Genomic DNA, 16,856 nt, shown 5'->3' on the forward strand with positions numbered 1-16,856 from the left:
GGAGTGCCGGCCCTTCGCCGTACGCTCAGCGGCTGAATGCCTCCGTCAGGAGCTTCTCCTGCTGCGCCGCGTGCTTCTTCGCCGTTCCGGCGGACGGGGACGCCGACGCCTTGCGCGACACCACCCGAACCTGGCGGCCGAGCACGTTCGGGATCTGCGCGGACATGAACGGCCACGGCCCCTGGTTCTCGGGCTCGTCCTGCACCCACACCAGCTCGGCGTCGCCGAACGGTGCGAGGGCCGACTCGAGCTGGTCCGCAGCGAAGGGGTACAGCTGCTCCATGCGGACGATCGCGGTGCGGTCGTCACCGTTCTTGGTCCGCCGGGCGAGCAGGTCGTAGTAGACGCGACCGGAGCACAGGAGCACCCGGTCGACCTGCTTGCCCGCGTGCTCGGCGTCGCCGATCACCGGCTCGAACTTCCCGTGCGTGAAGTCCTCGACGGGCGACGCCGCCGCCTTGAGCCGCAGGAGCTGCTTGGGTGTGAACACCACGAGCGGACGACGGGGACGTGCGTACGCCTGCTGGCGCAGCAGGTGGAAGTGCGACGCCGGCGTGCTCGGCTGCGCGATCGTCATGTTGTCCTCGGCGCCCATCTGCAGGAACCGCTCGATGCGCGCCGACGAGTGGTCCGGCCCCTGGCCCTCGTAGCCGTGGGGGAGCAGCATGACGAGCGACGAGCGCTGGCCCCACTTCTGCTCGGAGGAGGAGATGAACTCGTCGATGACCGTCTGCGCGCCGTTGACGAAGTCGCCGAACTGCGCCTCCCACAGCACGAGGGCGTCGGGACGCTCGACCGAGTAGCCGTACTCGAACGCGAGGGCGGCGTACTCGCTGAGCGACGAGTCGTACACCCAGAACTTCGCCTGGTCGCCCGACAGGTACAGCAGCGGGGTCCACTCTGCGCCGGTCTCGCGGTCGTGCAGCACCGCGTGGCGCTGCACGAAGGTCCCGCGCCGGGAGTCCTGACCAGCCAGGCGGACGGGAGTGCCCTCGATGAGCAGGGAGCCGAACGCGAGGATCTCGCCGAAGCCCCAGTCGATCCCGCCGTCGCGGGACATCTGCTCGCGCTTGGCGAGCATCTGGGCGAGCTTGGGGTGCACGGTGAAGCCGGCCGGGGCGCTCGTGTGCGCCTTGCCGATCCGCTCGAGCACGGAGGCGGGCACGGCGGTCTGCCAGCCGACCATCGTGCCGGCGTCCTCCCGCTGCGACTCGGGCCGCTCGAGGCCGCGCACGGCCTCCGCGTCGGCGGGCGGCAGGAAACCACCCTCCTTGGTCTCGGTGAAGACGCGCTCGAGCTGGTTCTGGTAGTCCTGCAGGACCTGCTCGGCCTCCTCGAGCGTGATGTCCCCGCGGGCCACCAGGTTCTCGGTGTAGAGCTTGCGGGTCGAGCGCTTGGCCTCGATCAGGTTGTACATCAGCGGCTGCGTCATCGAGGGGTCGTCGCCCTCGTTGTGCCCGCGCCGGCGGTAGCAGACCAGGTCGATGACGACGTCGCGGTCGAACTCCTCGCGGAACGCGAAGGCGAGCTCGGCCACCCGGACCACGGCCTCGGGGTCGTCGCCGTTGACGTGGAAGATCGGGACCTGCAGGCCCTTGGCGACGTCGGTCGCGTACAGGGTCGAGCGGGACGACGACGGGCCGGTCGTGAAGCCCACCTGGTTGTTGATGATCACGTGGATGGTGCCACCGGTGCGGTAGCCGCGCAGCTGGGCGAGGTTGAGCGTCTCGGTCACGACGCCCTGGCCCGCGAAGGCGGCGTCGCCGTGGATGAGGATCGGCAGCACGGAGAAGCCGTCGCCGCCCAGGTCGATCCGGTCCTGCTTGGCGCGCACGACGCCCTCGAGCACGCCGTCGACGGCCTCGAGGTGGGACGGGTTGGCGGCGAGGTAGACCTTGGTCTGCTCGCCCGTCTCGGCCGTGAACATGCCCTCGGTGCCGAGGTGGTACTTCACGTCGCCCGAGCCCTGCACGGACTTGGGGTCCATGTTGCCCTCGAACTCCGCGAAGATCTGCGCGTAGCTCTTCCCGGCGATGTTCGCGAGCACGTTGAGGCGCCCCCGGTGGGCCATGCCGATGCAGACCTCGTCGAGGCCGGCACGGGCGGACTGCGTGAGCACGGCGTCGAGCAGCGGGATGACGGACTCGCCACCCTCGAGGGAGAAGCGCTTCTGGCCCACGAACTTGGTCTGGAGGAACGTCTCGAAGGCCTCGGCAGCGTTGAGGCGGCGCAGGATCCGCAGCTGCTCCTCGCGCGGGGTGCGCTCGTAGCCGGCCTCGAGGCGCGCCTGGAGCCACTTGCGCTGGGTGCGGTCGGCCAGGTGCATGTACTCGGCACCGATCGTGCGGCAGTACGAGTCTCGGAGCAGTCCCAGCACGTTGCGCAGGGTGTCCTTCTGCTTCCCGCCGAAGCCTCCGGTCGGGAAGGTCCGGTCCAGGTCCCAGAGCGTGAGCTCGTGCGTCTGCACGTCGAGGTCGGGGTGACGCCGGACGCGGAACGCGAGCGGGTCCGTGTCGGCCATGAGGTGGCCGCGCGAGCGGAAGGAGTGGATGAGCTCGGCGATGCGCGCCGGCTTGTTGGCCTCGACGTCCTCGTTGACCGTGTTGTCCCGCACCCAGCGGACGGGCTCGTAGGGCACGCGCAGGGCCGCGAACACGCGGTCGTAGAAGCCGTCGAGACCGAGCAGCTTGTTGCCCATGATCCGCAGGAAGTCGCCGGAGTGGGCGCCCTGGATGATCCGGTGGTCGTAGGTCGAGGTGATCGTGAGCGTCTTGGAGATGCCCATCTTCGCCAGGCGCTCCTCGGAGGCGCCCTGGAACTCGGCCGGGTAGTCCATCGCGCCGACGCCGATGATCGCGCCCTGGCCCTGCATGAGGCGCGGGACCGAGTGCACGGTGCCGAGGGTGCCGGGGTTCGTCAGCGAGATCGTCGTGCCGGCGAAGTCCTCGACGGTGAGCTTCGCGCCCCGGGCGCGGCGCACGACGTCCTCGTAGGCGGCCCAGAACTGGGCGAAGTCGAGGGTCTGCGCCTTCTTGATGCTCGGCACCAGCAGCTGGCGGGTGCCGTCCGGCTTGGGCAGGTCGATCGCGAGGCCGAGGTTGACGTCGGCGGGGTGGTGGATGGCGGGCTTGCCGTCGAGCTGCGTGTAGCCGGCGTTCATCGCCGGCATCTCCGCGAGGGACTCGACGAGGGCGAAGCCGATCAGGTGGGTGAAGGAGATCTTTCCACCGCGACCGCGGGCGAGGTGGTTGTTGACCACGATCCGGTTGTCGACCATGAGCTTCGCGGGGACGGCGCGGACCGAGGTCGCGGTCGGGACCTGGAGGCTCGCCTCCATGTTCGTGACCACGCGTGCCGCGGGGCCGCGGAGCTTCTCGACGTTGTCCGCGACCTTCTCCGCGGCGGCCGCGGTGCGGGTCGCCGGGCGCTGGGCGTAGGGGGCCGTGGCGGGCTGCGCCGTGGCGACGGGCGGGGGCGCCGGGGCGTCCTGCGCGGCGGACGGCTCCTTGGTCGCCAGAGCCGGCTTGGCCGCCTTGCGCTCGGCGGCCGTCTGCTCCGCGGTGGCCTGCGTGGAGGTGCTCGACGTCGTCGTCGCCGCACGCTCCTGACCGGTGTCGGACGCCTGACCGGTGTCGGACGCGGGAGCGGGCGCGGCGGGCGCGGCGGGCGCGCCGGCGCGCTCCTCCTCCTGGGGCTGGGGCGAGGGCGCGCTGCTCGGGTCGGTCTCGCCGGGCTTGTAGTCCGCGAAGAAGTCCCACCAGGCCGGGTCGACGGCGTTCTTGTCCTTCAGGTACTGCTCGTACAGCTCGTCGACGAGCCATTCGTTGGCGCCAAAGGCGGCGCTGACGGCGCTGATCGGCTTTGATTCAGCATGTGCGGACACTCGGAGATCGCCTCTTCCACGATTCGCTGGGCCGCCTCCCGGGCGGCGTACTTGGGTACAACCCTACGGCCCGAGCGCACGTGTCGGGCTCCAGAACAGGCCTTTTGGCCCCTTGACTTCGCGGGATGCGACACCCGTCTCCAGGGTTGGCAAAATCTGGGCAAGGGTGGCATGAACAGGCCCCAAAGCGAGCGTGCGTTAGGCCATCGTTCGGTAGCGTCCGCGCGCCGACACAGCTCCGCACGAGGGGGGCGGCCCGGTCCGGACGACGGTCCGGGCAGACCGGTCAGGTCAGGTCGCGGCGCAGGGTCCTGAGCCGACCGACGAGGGCCAGGACGATCGCGTAGCCGGCGAGGACGAGCGCGCCCTGCCACCACGTGAGCAGCTCGGCCATGCCGAAGGCGGCGTACACGCTCGCGCCCGTCATGGCCTCCCCGGCGGCGCCGGGCAGGTATGACGCGACGCCGGCGAGCCGTCCGTCGAGGACGAGGCTGAGCGCGCCGCGGAGGATCGGCTCGACGAACTGGGTGAACGCCAGGATGACGACGAGCGCGGCGACCTGGTTGGTGAGCACGGTGCCGAGGCCTACTCCGACCATGGTCCACAGCGTCAGGGCGACCACGGACAGCCCGACGGCGCGCCAGACGGCGGGGGAGCCGAGCAGCGGGTCGACGTCGAGGACCGCGAAGGTCGCTGCGCCCGCACCCAGGCAGGCGAGGCTCCCGACGACGCCGAGCGCCAGCCCCACCGGCACCGCGCCGATCATCTTCGCCGCGACCAGCCTGCCGCGGCTCGGGTCCGCGAGCAGCGTCTGGGCGAGCGTGCGGTGCCGCACCTCGGACGTCACCGACAGCGTCCCGACGATGGCGGGGAACACGTAGCCCAGCGCGGTGGCCAGGGTGTAGACGCCGAGGGCCGTGCTCTCCGCATCCCCGATCGGTGCCTGGGCGCACCGCACCGAGGTGAACGCCATCAGGACGGCGAGGAAGACCATGTACCCGGCCATCACGAGCAGCAGCACCCACCACAGGCGCGTGGACGCGAGCTTGCGCGTCTCCATCGCGATCGCGGCCCTCATGCGGCACCTCCGAGCGGCTGAGCGGTGGCAGGGGTGGGGGTGACCAGTCGCAGGAAGACCTCTTCGAGGCCCGAGCGTTCCTCCGTCAGGCCGTGCAGCTCGACGCCGGCCGCGAACGCGGTGCCCCGACCTCCGCGGCGGCCACCTCGTGCACCACGAGGCTCGTGCCCTCGGTGCTGGCCTGCCAGCCGCGTGCGCGCGCGAGCGCGGCCAGCGCAGCGAGGTCGGGACCGGTCACGCGCGTGCGGCTGGACGTCAGACGGGCGAGGTCGGCGAGCGACGACGCGTGCGCGAGCCGACCCTGGGAGATGACGACGACGTCGTCCACGGACTGCTGGACCTCGGACAGCACGTGGCTCGAGACCATGACGGTCCGGCCCTCGCCGGCAAGGTGCCGCAGGAAGCCGCGCAGCCAGACGATCCCCTCGGGGTCCAGCCCGTTCGCGGGCTCGTCGAGCACGAGGACGCTTGGGTCCCCGAGCAGCGTCGTCGCGAGCGCGAGCCGCTGCCGCATCCCCAGCGAGAAGCCTCCCGCCCGCCGCCCGGCCACGTCCGCGAGGCCGACGACGTCGAGCAGCATCCGGCAGCGCGCCTCGGACGCGCCGGCGGCCGGGGCGTACACGCGCAGGTGGTCGAGCGCGGTGCGGCCCGGGTGGAAGCTCGCGTCGAGCGCGGCACCCACCGCCCGCAGCGGGTCGGGGATGTCCCGGTACGCGCGGCCGCCGATCGTCGCCGTGCCGGCGGTGGGACGCACCAGGCCCAGGAGCATGCGCATCGTCGTCGTCTTGCCGGCTCCGTTGGGACCGAGGAAGCCGGTCAGGCCCCGGGTCGCACCTCGAAGCTCAGGTCGTCGACGGCGTGCACGGCACCGAACCGCTTGGTCAGGCGAGCGACGCGGATGGTGGCGTCATCGGTCAGCATGGTCCTCCTCAGGGTTGGCCTCGTCCGGGGGCCCGGGCGCCCGCTCGAGGACGGGAGCGGGCAGCCGTAGGCGCATGGTCGCGCCGTGGTCGGAGTCAGCGACCTCGATCGTCCCACCGTGCAGCGAGACCGCCCAGCGGACGATCGCGAGCCCGATCCCCGTGCCGCCCGAGGCCCCCGCCGTCGGACTGCCCACGCTCGCGCCGCGGGCGAAGCGCTCGAACACGCGCTCGCGGTCGCTCGGCGCGATCCCCGGCCCGTCGTCCGCCACGTCGATCACGACGTGGTTGTCCGCACGCCGGGCCGTCAGGCGGATCGTCGACCCGAACGGGGAGTGCCGGATCGCGTTCTGCAGCAGGTTGGTGAGGATCTGGCGCAGGCGGTCGCGGTCCGCGGGGACCGTGAGGTCCGCCGGCTGGACGTCGACCTCGAACTCGAGCTGCTTGCCCGCCTCGACCATGGCCACCGATCCCGCAGCGTCAGCCAGGAAGCGCTCGAGCGGGACGTCCGAGACGCTCAGCGCCGAGGCGCCCGCCTCGAGTCGCGACAGGTCGAGGAGGTACGACACGAGCCGGGTCAGGCGCTCGGTCTGCGCGAGCGAGACCTGGAGGGTCGCAGGCGTGGGCTCGGTGACGCCGTCGACCAGGTTCTCGAGCTGGGCGTGCAGCGCGGCGACCGGGGTGCGCAGCTCGTGCGACACGTTCGCGATCAGGTCGCGACGCAGCTGCTCGCCCTGCTCCAGGTCGGTGCTCATCTGGTTGAACGCGTGCGCGAGCTGGCCGACCTCGTCGCGGCTCGTGGCCCGCACCCGGCGGGAGTAGTCGCCGTCGGCCATCGCCCTGGCCGCGGCGGTCATCTCCCGCAGGGGGGAAGTCATGCCGCGTGCCAGCAGGAGGGTCACCACGAGGGCGACGGCGATCGCGAGCGGCAGGGTCCGCGAGGGGCCGAGGTGGTTGCGCAGCCCGAGCCACGTGATCAGCACCGCCAGGGTGTTGGTCGCGATCGTGAGCACGCCGAGCTTCGTCTTGAGCGAGCGTGCGACGTCGAGCGGGCGCAGGTCGGGCAGGTGGGCGTGCCCCCGGACGTGCCGGGGCGTGCCGCGCATCCTCTCCGCCCTCAGCGCTCGTCGGACGTCGGCGGCTCGAACGCATAGCCCACGCCGTGCACCGTGCGGATCAGCTCGGCACCGAGCTTGCGCCGGACCGCCTTGATGTGGGAGTCGACCGTGCGGGTGCCGCTCGCGTCGGCCCAGTCCCAGACCTCCGCGAGCAGGCGCTCGCGGGTGAGCACGGTGCGCGGGCTCGAGGCCAGCATCACGAGGAGGTCGAACTCGGTCGGGGTCAGGTGCACCTCGGCGTCGCCGCGCGTGACCCGACGCTGGGCGCGGTCGATGACGACGTCGCCCGCGGTGATCGGGGGCTCGGCGACCTGGGAGGCGGCGACCTGCGCGGCCCGCTCCACCCGCCGGACCAGCGCCTTGAGCCGCGCGACGAGCTCACGCATGGAGAAGGGCTTGGTCATGTAGTCGTCGGCGCCGACCCCGAGCCCGACCAGCATGTCGGTCTCGTCGTCACGTGCCGTGAGCATGAGCACCGGGACGGGCTGCTCCGCCTGGAGACGACGGCAGACCTCGAGCCCGTCGATGCCCGGGAGCATGACGTCGAGCACCACGACGTCCGGGCGCAGGCGTGCGGCGGCGGTCAGCGCGCTGAGCCCGTCGCGGGCCACCTCGACGTTCCAGCCCTCGGCTGTGAGGCGTTGAGCGACCGCCGTGGCGATCGCCGGCTCGTCCTCGACGACGAGCACCGACACCGGAGCGGGGATCTCGACCATGTCGACAGCGTTCCACACGTACGTGCCCGAGGTCACGCAGCGGGGCCGCCCGAGGCCCAGCACGCACAGCTCGCCCGGTCAAGACCTTCAGGTCGGATGTGATCTTGCCGATGGGATGTTGGTCGGAGAGGCATCGTGTCGTTATGCTTCCGTAACCGAACCCGTCCGGTGGACCGCACCGCGCTCCTGTGCTGTGCGTGCGCCGCGTGTCAGGACGTCGGGTCGGTCCGACCAGAACTGCCCCGGGGTGGCCTCGTGCCGCCCCACGAACTCATCATCGGAGGTGCCGTGGAGACCAGCAACCTGTCGAGCGCACCCGCGCCCCAGGGGTCCCCGGCCTCCACCCTGCCGTCCCGCCGCGCCCTGCGCGAGGCCCAGGAGGGCCCGTCGCGCCAGACGCGCCGCAGCCGCCGCCCGGCTGCGAAGGCCTCGGAGAGCCACCGCTGGCTGGCGCGCTCCGGCGTGCTGGCCTCGCTGGCTGCGGCCACGATCGTCATCCCGATCACCGCGGGCAGCAGCAGCCCGGGGCTCGCGCCCCAGCCCGCCTCCGCCTACGCGCCCGCCGGGCTCAGCACGCTGGACGTGCTGACCTCGGAGCGCAGCGTGCAGACGGAAGCCGTGATCGTGGCCGACGCCGATCTCCTCGCCGCGCGCGACAGCGCCGCGGTCAGCCGCGCCGCCGCCCGCGAGGAGGCGCCCGCGTGCGACATCACGACGCCGGTGACCAGCTCCAACGGTCAGTTGCGCGACGCCGAGCTCTGCGCGTTGTGGCAGGACGGGCACCGGCTGCAGCCGGAGGCGGCGCTCTCGCTCACCGCCCTCAACGACGCGTTCCGCGCGAAGTTCGGCCGAGACATCTGCCTCACCGACTCCTACCGCACCTACGGCTCTCAGCAGCGCGTCGCGTGGACCAAGCCCGGTCTCGCCGCGGTGCCCGGCCGGTCCATGCACGGCTGGGGCCTCGCGATCGACCTGTGCGGCGGCAGCTACGGCTCGAGCGCCGTGTGGAACTGGCTCAAGGCGAACGGTCCGGTCTACGGCTGGGACAACCCCGCGTGGGCGCGGCCCGGCGGCTCCGGTGCCCTGGAGCCCTGGCACTGGGAGTACACGAGCGGCGTCGAGGACTTCTCCTGAGCCTGCGCGCCTGACAGCGCGGCTCGGTGTCGGCCCCGTGCGCGCCTGACGGCGCTCGGGGTCTGCGCACGCGCCACCGGCACAGCACGAGGCCCCGGTCGTCCGTCGACGACCGGGGCCTCGTCGTGCGCCCTCGGTGAGGCGCGGGCGCCCCACCGAGGGGGAGCGCTACTTGGCGGCCCGCTTGCGAGCCTTGGGAGCCGGGGCCTCAGCCTCGGCGCCGGTGGCGACCGCAGCCTGGCCGACCGCCGCGCGCCCGGCACGCACCTGGGCGAACGACGTGCCGTAGTACGCGGCTTCCATGAGCGTCTTCATGTCCTCGAGCATCGGCATGCGCGGGTTCGCGGGCGCGCACTGGTCCTCGTAGGCGCCCATCGCGAGCTCGTCGAGGCGGGCGATGAAGGCCTCCTCGGGGACGCCCTGCGCCTGGAACGACGCCGGGATGCCGACCTGCTCGCGCAGCTCCTCGACGGCGCGGGCGTAGGACTCCACGCCCTCGGCCGGCGTGCTGGCCGGCAGGCCCAGGTGCTTGGCGATCTCCTGGAAGCGCTCGGGGGCGACGTAGTGCTCGTACTTCGGCCAGCTCGTGAGCTTGGTCGGGACGGTGCCGTTGTAGCGGATCACGTGCGGCAGGTACGTCGCGTTCGTGCGCCCGTGCACCAGGTGGAACTTGGAGCCGGTCACGTGGGCCATCGCGTGCACGATCCCCAGGAACGCGTTGCCGAACGCCATGCCGGCGATCGTGGCGGCGTTGTGCATCTTCTCGCGCGCCTTGACCGCGTCGGCCTCCTGCGTGCTCGGCTTGGCCTTCACGGAGGTGGCGATGTTCTCGAAGATGAGCTTGATCGCGTGCAGGCAGAGCCCGTCGGTGAAGTCGTTCGCGTACACCGATACGAACGCCTCGGTCGCGTGCGTCAGGGCGTCGAACCCGGAGTCGGCGGCGAGGAACGACGGCATCTCGGAGGTGAGCACCGGGTCCACGATCGCGACCGTCGGGGTCAGGGCGTAGTCCGCGAGCGGGTACTTCTTGCCCGTCTCCGGGTCGGTGATGACCGCGAACGGCGTCATCTCGGAGCCGGTGCCCGACGTCGTCGGGATGCACACGAGGCTGGCCTTCTCGCCGAGGTCCGGGAACTTGAAGGCGCGCTTGCGGACGTCGAAGAACTTCTCCTTCATGTCCGCGAACTCGATCTCCGGGTGCTCGTAGAGGAGCCACATCACCTTCGCCGCGTCCATGGGCGAGCCGCCGCCGAGCGCGATGATCGTGTCGGGGTTGAAGCTGCGCATCATCTCGGCGCCGGTCTGCACGGACTCGACCGTGGGCTCGGGCTTGATGTCGTCGATGATCTGCAGGGCGACGCGCTCGCCACGGCGGTTGAGGACGTCGAGGATCTTGTCGACGAAGCCCAGGCGGGTCATGGTCGAGTCGGTGACGATCGTGACGCGCGAGACGCCGCGCATGTCCGCGAGGTACCGGATCGCGTTCGGCTCGAAGTACGTCTTGGCGGGAACCTTGAACCACTGCAAGTTGTTGTTCCTCCGACCGATGCGCTTGATGTTGACGAGGTTCACCGCGGACACGTTGTTCGACACGGAGTTGTGACCGTAGGAACCGCAGCCGAGCGTGAGCGAGGGGATGAACGCGTTGTAGATGTCGCCGATCCCGCCGAGCGAGCTGGGGGCGTTGGTGATGATGCGGACGGCCTTCACGCGGGAGCCGAACTCCTCGATGATCGCGGCGTCCTCGGAGTGGATCGAGCCCGAGTGGCCCAGGCCGTCGAACTCGACCATCTGCTCGGACAGGCTGATGCCCTCCTCGGCGCCGTCGGCGCGCAGCACGGCGAGCACGGGGCACAGCTTCTCGCGGGTGAGGGGCTCGTGCGGCCCGACTCCGGAGACCTCCGCGAGGAGGATCGACGTCTCCTCCGGGACGGTGAAGCCGGCCTGCGCGGCGATCCACACGGGGGACTGGCCGACGACGGACGCGTTGAGCTTGGCCTCGCCGCAGTTCTCGGAGCCGGCGTGCACCCCGAAGATGAAGTCCTCGAGCATGACCTTCTCGGCCGGGGTCACGCGGTAGGCGTGCAGGATGTCGAACTCGGCCATGGCCTCGTCGTAGATCGGCGCGTCGAGGATGACGGCCTGCTCGGAGGCGCAGATCATCCCGTTGTCGAAGGCCTTGGAGAGCACGACGTCGTTCACGGCGCGCTTGAGCTTGGCGGAGCGCTCGATGAAGGCGGGCACGTTGCCGGCGCCGACGCCGAGGGCGGGCTTGCCGCACGAGTACGCGGCGCGGACCATCGCGTTACCGCCGGTCGCGAGGATCAGCGCGACACCCGGGTGGTTCATCAGCGTGCTGGTGGCCTCGAGCGAGGGGTGCTCGACCCACTGGATGCAGTCGGCCGGGGCGCCGGCCGCGACGGCGGCGTCCTTGACGGCCTTCGCGGCGGCGACCGAGCAGCCCTGGGCGCTCGGGTGGAAGCCGAACACGATCGGGTTGCGGGTCTTGAGGGCGATGAGGGCCTTGAAGATCGCGGTCGACGTCGGGTTCGTCACGGGGGTGACCCCGCAGATGACGCCGACTGGCTCGGCGATCTCGGTGATGCCCGTGAGCTCGTCGCGGTTGATGATGCCGACGGTGCGCAGGTTCAGCATCGAGTTGGTCACGTGCTCGCACGCGAAGATGTTCTTCACGGCCTTGTCCTCGAACACGCCGCGGCCCGTCTCGCGGACGGCGTGCACGGCGAGCTCGCCGTGCTGGCTGAGGGCGGCGACGGACGCCTTCTTGACGATGTGGTCGACCTGCTCCTGGTCGAGCTCGAGGAACTGACGCAGCGCCCCCTGGGCGCGGGTGACGAGGGCATCGATCTGCTCGGTCACGCTCGTCGGCTCGGGGGCCGTGGTGGCCTGGGTGACGCTCATGAGTGGAACCCCTTCGTGTGCTGTCTGTGATCTCACACACAACGCTAGGAGTCCGAACATGCGGATGTTCGTGTCAAAGGTCCCATCTTTGGATGGGACCTTCGGCGGCAGAGCGGGCGGCCAGCGGCGGTGCTGGAGGCGGCTGGCGGGGGGGCGGACGGGTGCCGGCGGAAGCTGCCAGCGAGCCACGGGTGGTGCCCTCGATAGGATTCGAACCTACGACCTTCTGCTCCGGAGGCAGACGCTCTATCCCCTGAGCTACGAGGGCGGGGGTGCCATCTCGGCACGGTGCACGAGACTACCACTGCGCTCGACGGGAGCGAACTGGTGTCCCGATCAGGTGGGCAGCGTGGCGAGGTACTCCTCGAGGTAGCGCGAGATCTCGAGCGCGGCCCGGTCCTCGTCGCGGTCGGCGATCGCCTCGACCAGGTCGTCGTGCGTGTGGTCGGGGTGGTCCGTCTGCACGTTCGCGCGGATGGAGTCGCCGATCGCATCGACCAGGTTCTCGTAGAGGTCCAGCAGCAGCGGGTTGCGCGCTGCCGCGACGATCGCCCGGTGCAGCGCGAGGTCGGAGACGACCATCGCGTCGACCTTCCCGGCCGCGAACGAGGCCATGCGCCTGTCGTTCAGCGTGCGGAGCATCGTGACGTCCCGGTCCGTGCGGCGACGCGCGGCGAGCCGGGCCGCCTCGACCTCGAGGGAGCGGCGCACCTCGAGGATGTACTGCTGGTGCACGTCGGCCATCTGCCGGCCGAGCGCCACCGTGAGCTCCGACGACGACAGCACGTACGTGCCCGAGCCCTGCCGGCGCGCCAGGAGGCCGGAGTGCACCAGCGACTGCACGGCCTCGCGCACGGTGTTGCGTCCGACGCCGAGGAGCTGGGCGAGGTCGGCCTCGGTGGGGATGCGGCTGCCCACGGGCCACTCGCCGCTCACGATCGAGCCGCGCAGCGCGGTGACGGCCTGGTCGATCAGCCCGGTGCGTGAGGCCATGAGCGCTCCTGATGTCCTGAGGTGGGCCGGACCGCCGGGACGCAGCGCCGGGCGCTCGCGTGCACGGCATCGGCGCCGTGAGGGCAGGTCTCAAGTCCTAGGTCTTGGGGCCGATGGTAGTGGTGAACCCCACACCGGGCCGAACACGCGGCCCAGCATGGACCGGAGGACGCACGTGGCGACGGCGCAGCGGGAGCACGACGACACCCTCGCGGTGGCCGGCGTGCTCGCGGCGGTGCTGTGGCTCGGTCCGGTCGCGGTCGCGTGCGCGCTCCTGGCCTTGCGGGGCGCCGCGCGCGCCGGGCGGTCACGTCCGCGCTATGCCGCGCTCGCCCTCGTGCTGGGGCTCGTGGGCACGGTGGCCTGGGTCGGCTATCTGGTGGCACCGACGGCGCCGCTCGCCGTGCGCTCGGCCTCGGCCTCGGCGGACGTGGTCGCCTACGCCGCGCTCCCCGGCGTCGCGGAGCTGGCCCCCGCCGCCGCGCGCGACGCGGGCACCGCTCGCGGCGACGCCGAGCCCGAGGGGGCGCCGCTCGCGGACCAGTCGTCCGCGCTGCTCGGTGCCCTGCCGACGCAGGCCGGCGGCTATCTGAGCGTGGGGTTCGAGCCTACGCAGATCCCGGGTGCGCTCGAGGCCTACCGCGCGCGCTTCGTCGCGCCGAACGGGGACATCGTCGTCGTGACGGTCGCGCGCTGGGGGACGACGGACGAGGCAGGGGCGCACGTGGCGGTGGCCGGCCGCGAGGCCGCGGACCGCGCAGGCGCGCCGCTCCGTGGCACCCGGGTGGTGGCCGGCGCGAGCCGGGTCGTCGCCGACGGCGCGGCGACCTACCTGTGGGCCGACTTCACGACGACGGTCGAGGTCGTCGGGGACCGCCGAGGCGCGCGGGCGGTCGCGGCGGGCATCGCCCCCGAGCGGTCCTGAGCGCTCCCTCGGTCGCGGCGGCGGAGTCGCTAGGATGAGCCGGTGAATCCCACCCAGCTCTCCCTCGCCCTCAGCGCTGCGCTCGCGGCCGCCGTCACGGACGGCGAGCTCGCCCTCGACGCGGACCAGCTTCCCGACGCCGTCCACGTCGAGCGACCGCGCCAGCGCGAGCACGGGGACTGGGCCACGAACATCGCACTGCAGCTCGCCAAGAAGGCCGGGGTGCCGCCGCGGCAGCTGGCCGAGCTCCTGGCGGCGCGCCTGCGCTCGACCGAGGGCGTCGCGTCCGTCGACATCGCCGGCCCGGGCTTCCTCAACATCCGCCTCGAGGCCGGTGCCGCGGGCGAGCTCGCGCGCACGATCGTGGACGCGGGCGAGGCCTACGGCCGCGGCGACGCGGAGGCCGGCAAGAAGGTCAACCTCGAGTTCGTCTCGGCAAACCCCACCGGACCGATCCACATCGGTGGCGTGCGCTGGGCAGCGGTGGGGGACTCGCTCGCCCGCGTGCTCGAGGCCGCGGGGGCCGAGGTCACCCGCGAGTACTACTTCAACGACCACGGCGCGCAGATCGACCGCTTCGCGCGCTCGCTGCTCGCGCGTGCCAAGGGCGAGCCCGCCCCCGAGGACGGCTACGGCGGCCAGTACATCCAGGAGATCGCCGACGCCGTGCTCGCGGACGTCGCCGCGGCAGGCGACCCGGACCCGCGCACCCTGCCCGACGCCGAGGCCCAGGAGGTCTTTCGGGCGATCGGCGTCGACCGCATGTTCGGCGAGATCAAGGCCGCGCTGCACGGCTTCGGCGTGGACTTCGACGTCTTCTTCCACGAGGACGCCCTGCACGAGTCGGGTGCGGTCGACCGCGCCGTGGCGCGGCTGCGCGAGGCCGGCCACGTGTTCGAGTCCGACGGCGCGACGTGGCTGCGCACCACGGACTTCGGTGACGACAAGGACCGCGTGATCATCAAGTCCGACGGCGATGCCGCGTACATCGCCGGCGACATCGCGTACTACCTCGACAAGCGTGAGCGTGGCTTCGACGAGGTCATCATCATGCTCGGCGCGGACCACCACGGGTACGTGGGTCGCATGATGGCCGTGTGCGCCGCCTTCGGCGACGAGCCGGGCCGGAACCTGCAGATCCTCATCGGCCAGCTGGTCAACCTGCTGCGCGACGGCGAGCCGCTGCGCATGTCCAAGCGGGCCGGCACGGTCGTCACGCTCGAGGACCTCGTCGACGCCGTGGGCGTGGACGCGGCCCGCTACTCGCTCGCGCGCTCGTCCGCCGACTCGTCGATCGACATCGACCTCGACCTGCTCGCCCGGGCGACCAACGAGAACCCCGTGTTCTACGTCCAGTACGCGCACGCCCGGACGGTCAACGTCGGGGTGAACGCGGCCGCGCACGGCGTGGTCCGCGACGCGGCGACGTTCGACCCGTCGACCCTGGCGCACCCGACGGAGTCCGCCTTGCTGGGCGCGCTCACCGAGTTTCCCCGCGTGGTCGCCCAGGCGGCCGCGCTGCGCGAGCCGCACCGCGTCGCGCGCTACCTCGAGGCGCTCGCGGGCAGCTATCACAAGTGGTACGGCGAGTGCCGGGTGACCCCGCTGGGCGACGAGGACGTGGCGCCGGTCCACAGCGCGCGGCTGTGGCTCAACGACGCCACCCGCCAGGTGCTCGCCAACGGCCTGCGTCTGCTGGGTGTGAGCGCCCCGGAGCGGATGTGACGGGCCTCGACGTCGCCGTCTGGCCGTCGGGCGCGGGGCTCGACGACGACGGCGCGCTGCGCCTCGCGGGACATGGGGCCACCGACCTGGCCGCCGAGCACGACACCCCCGTCTTCGTGCTGGACGAAGCGATGTTCCACGAGCGCGCGCGGCTGTTCCGCGACGCGTTCACCGCCGCCTTCGAGGCGATCGGCTCGGGCGTCGACGTCTACTACGCGGGCAAGTCGTTCCTCAGCGTCGCCGTCGCACGCTGGGCCTACGCCGACGGCCTGCGGGTCGACACGTGCACCGGCGGCGAGCTCGCGGTCGCGCTGCGCGCGCAGGTGCCCGGCGAGGCCATCGGTCTGCACGGCAACAACAAGTCCGACTCCGAGATCGCCCGGGCGATCGACGCGCGCGTCGGGCGGATCGTGCTCGACTCGGTCGCGGAGGTCGGTCGCGTCGCCGCCGCGGCGCGTGCAGCCGGCCGTGGCCCGCACGACCGCGTGGGAGTCATGGTCCGCGTGACGACCGGCATCCACGCCGGGGGGCACGAGTTCATCGCGACGGCGCACGAGGACCAGAAGTTCGGCATCTCGGTCACCGGCGGCCAGGCGCTCGCCGCGCTGCGCGAGGTCCTCACGCACCCCGAGCTCGAGCTCCTCGGTGCCCACAGCCACATCGGCAGCCAGATCCAGGACGTCGCGGCCTTCGAGGCCAACGCCCGCGTGATGCTCGCCCTGCGCGCCGACCTCGAGCGCGCGACCGGTGTGCTCATGCCGGAGCTCGACCTCGGCGGCGGCTACGGCATCGCGTACGTCCCGGGCGAGGAGGCCATGGACGTGCCGGCGTTCGCCCGGTCGCTCGCGGCGACGGTCCAGCGCGTGTGCGCCGAGCTCGACACGACCGTGCCGCGCGTCTCGATCGAGCCGGGCCGCGCCGTCGTCGGTCCGACGACGGTCACGCTGTACCGCGTCGGCGTCGTCAAGCCCGTCACGCTCGACGACGGGAGCGTGCGCACGTACGTCGCGGTCGACGGCGGCATGAGCGACAACATCCGCCCGGCGCTGTACGGCGCGCGCTACACGGCGCGCCTCGCCAACCGTGCCGGCAGCCCCGAGACGGTGCGGGCGCGCGTGGTGGGCAAGCACTGCGAGAGCGGCGACATCGTCATCGACGAGGTGGCGCTCCCCGCAGACGTCGCCCCCGGCGACCTCCTGGCCGTCCCCGCGACGGGCGCCTACGGGCGCTCGATGGCGAGCACCTACAACCACGTGCCGCGGCCGCCGGTCGTCGCGGTGGCCGAGGGCACCTCTCGGGTGCTGGTGCGGCGCGAGACCGAGGACGACCTGCTCGCGCTCGACCTGGGCTGAGCGCGGACGCCCGTGGCGCGTGCGCGCGCCACCCGTATCCTGAGACGGCGATCCAGGGCGGTACCGTCGGCGCGAGGATCGGGTATCGCC

Annotated in this window: 11 protein-coding genes and 1 tRNA gene; 4 read left to right on the forward strand and 8 right to left on the reverse strand. The window is 72.1% G+C overall.

The window, feature by feature from the left end:
• Positions 1 to 25: 25 nt before the first annotated feature.
• The 5 genes from BMZ30_RS11785 to BMZ30_RS11805 form a co-directional block, all read right to left on the reverse strand.
• Positions 26 to 3,883, reverse strand: a complete 3,858-nt coding sequence (locus tag BMZ30_RS11785) for a multifunctional oxoglutarate decarboxylase/oxoglutarate dehydrogenase thiamine pyrophosphate-binding subunit/dihydrolipoyllysine-residue succinyltransferase subunit (protein ID WP_093379048.1) — start codon at positions 3,881 to 3,883, stop codon at positions 26 to 28.
• A 286-nt stretch (positions 3,884 to 4,169) separates the two neighbouring features.
• Positions 4,170 to 4,961, reverse strand: a complete 792-nt coding sequence (locus BMZ30_RS11790) for an ABC transporter permease (protein WP_093379051.1) — start codon at positions 4,959 to 4,961, stop codon at positions 4,170 to 4,172.
• 85 nt (positions 4,962 to 5,046) lie between these two features.
• Positions 5,047 to 5,736 (reverse strand): ATP-binding cassette domain-containing protein, encoded by a 690-nt coding sequence (locus BMZ30_RS11795; RefSeq protein WP_229828834.1) that lies wholly within the window; start codon positions 5,734 to 5,736, stop codon positions 5,047 to 5,049.
• Positions 5,737 to 5,868: 132 nt separating this feature from the next.
• Positions 5,869 to 6,987 (reverse strand): sensor histidine kinase, encoded by a 1,119-nt coding sequence (locus tag BMZ30_RS11800; RefSeq protein ID WP_093379054.1) that lies wholly within the window; start codon positions 6,985 to 6,987, stop codon positions 5,869 to 5,871.
• Between the two features lie 11 nt (positions 6,988 to 6,998).
• Positions 6,999 to 7,715, reverse strand: coding sequence for a response regulator transcription factor (locus BMZ30_RS11805; RefSeq protein ID WP_093379235.1), 717 nt, complete (start codon positions 7,713 to 7,715; stop codon positions 6,999 to 7,001).
• A 255-nt stretch (positions 7,716 to 7,970) separates the two neighbouring features.
• On the opposite strand from BMZ30_RS11805, the gene BMZ30_RS11810 reads away from it, so the two are divergent.
• Positions 7,971 to 8,849, forward strand: a complete 879-nt coding sequence (locus tag BMZ30_RS11810) for a M15 family metallopeptidase (RefSeq protein ID WP_244887042.1) — start codon at positions 7,971 to 7,973, stop codon at positions 8,847 to 8,849.
• 168 nt (positions 8,850 to 9,017) lie between these two features.
• On the opposite strand, the gene adhE is transcribed toward BMZ30_RS11810, so the two are convergent.
• The 3 genes from adhE to BMZ30_RS11825 all read right to left on the reverse strand — a co-directional run bounded on the left by adhE (position 9,018) and on the right by BMZ30_RS11825 (position 12,764).
• Positions 9,018 to 11,771, reverse strand: coding sequence for a bifunctional acetaldehyde-CoA/alcohol dehydrogenase (adhE, locus tag BMZ30_RS11815; RefSeq protein ID WP_093379057.1), 2,754 nt, complete (start codon positions 11,769 to 11,771; stop codon positions 9,018 to 9,020).
• A gap of 192 nt (positions 11,772 to 11,963) precedes the next feature.
• Positions 11,964 to 12,039, reverse strand: a tRNA-Arg gene (locus tag BMZ30_RS11820).
• A 68-nt stretch (positions 12,040 to 12,107) separates the two neighbouring features.
• Positions 12,108 to 12,764, reverse strand: coding sequence for a FadR/GntR family transcriptional regulator (locus tag BMZ30_RS11825; RefSeq protein ID WP_093379060.1), 657 nt, complete (start codon positions 12,762 to 12,764; stop codon positions 12,108 to 12,110).
• Positions 12,765 to 12,939: 175 nt separating this feature from the next.
• Between BMZ30_RS11825 and BMZ30_RS11830 the strand changes: the two genes are divergently transcribed.
• The 3 genes from BMZ30_RS11830 to lysA are packed head-to-tail and all read left to right on the forward strand — an operon-like array spanning position 12,940 to position 16,766.
• Positions 12,940 to 13,689, forward strand: a complete 750-nt coding sequence (locus tag BMZ30_RS11830; protein WP_093379063.1) for a hypothetical protein — start codon at positions 12,940 to 12,942, stop codon at positions 13,687 to 13,689.
• 42 nt (positions 13,690 to 13,731) lie between these two features.
• On the forward strand, positions 13,732 to 15,414 hold the full coding sequence (argS, locus tag BMZ30_RS11835) for an arginine--tRNA ligase (protein WP_093379066.1): 1,683 nt from the start codon (positions 13,732 to 13,734) through the stop codon (positions 15,412 to 15,414).
• Entirely contained in the window at positions 15,411 to 16,766 is a 1,356-nt protein-coding gene (gene lysA / locus BMZ30_RS11840) for a diaminopimelate decarboxylase (protein ID WP_093379069.1), read from the forward strand. The genes argS and lysA overlap by 4 nt, the downstream gene beginning before the upstream one ends.
• The last annotated feature ends 90 nt before the right edge of the window (positions 16,767 to 16,856 follow it).

The organism is Flavimobilis marinus (assembly GCF_900113055.1).
In the GTDB taxonomy this organism is placed as follows: domain Bacteria; phylum Actinomycetota; class Actinomycetes; order Actinomycetales; family Cellulomonadaceae; genus Flavimobilis; species Flavimobilis marinus.

What these genes read in the sequence shown, in the direction of transcription:
- BMZ30_RS11790 (WP_093379051.1), bottom strand. Translation starts at nt 4,961, where the DNA reads ATGAGGGCCGCGATCGCGATGGAGACGCGCAAGCTCGCGTCCACGCGC.
- BMZ30_RS11795 (WP_229828834.1), bottom strand. Translation starts at nt 5,736, where the DNA reads ATGCGCATGCTCCTGGGCCTGGTGCGTCCCACCGCCGGCACGGCGACG.
- BMZ30_RS11800 (WP_093379054.1), bottom strand. Translation starts at nt 6,987, where the DNA reads ATGCGCGGCACGCCCCGGCACGTCCGGGGGCACGCCCACCTGCCCGAC.
- BMZ30_RS11805 (WP_093379235.1), bottom strand. Translation starts at nt 7,715, where the DNA reads ATGGTCGAGATCCCCGCTCCGGTGTCGGTGCTCGTCGTCGAGGACGAG.
- adhE (WP_093379057.1), bottom strand. Translation starts at nt 11,771, where the DNA reads ATGAGCGTCACCCAGGCCACCACGGCCCCCGAGCCGACGAGCGTGACC.
- BMZ30_RS11825 (WP_093379060.1), bottom strand. Translation starts at nt 12,764, where the DNA reads ATGGCCTCACGCACCGGGCTGATCGACCAGGCCGTCACCGCGCTGCGC.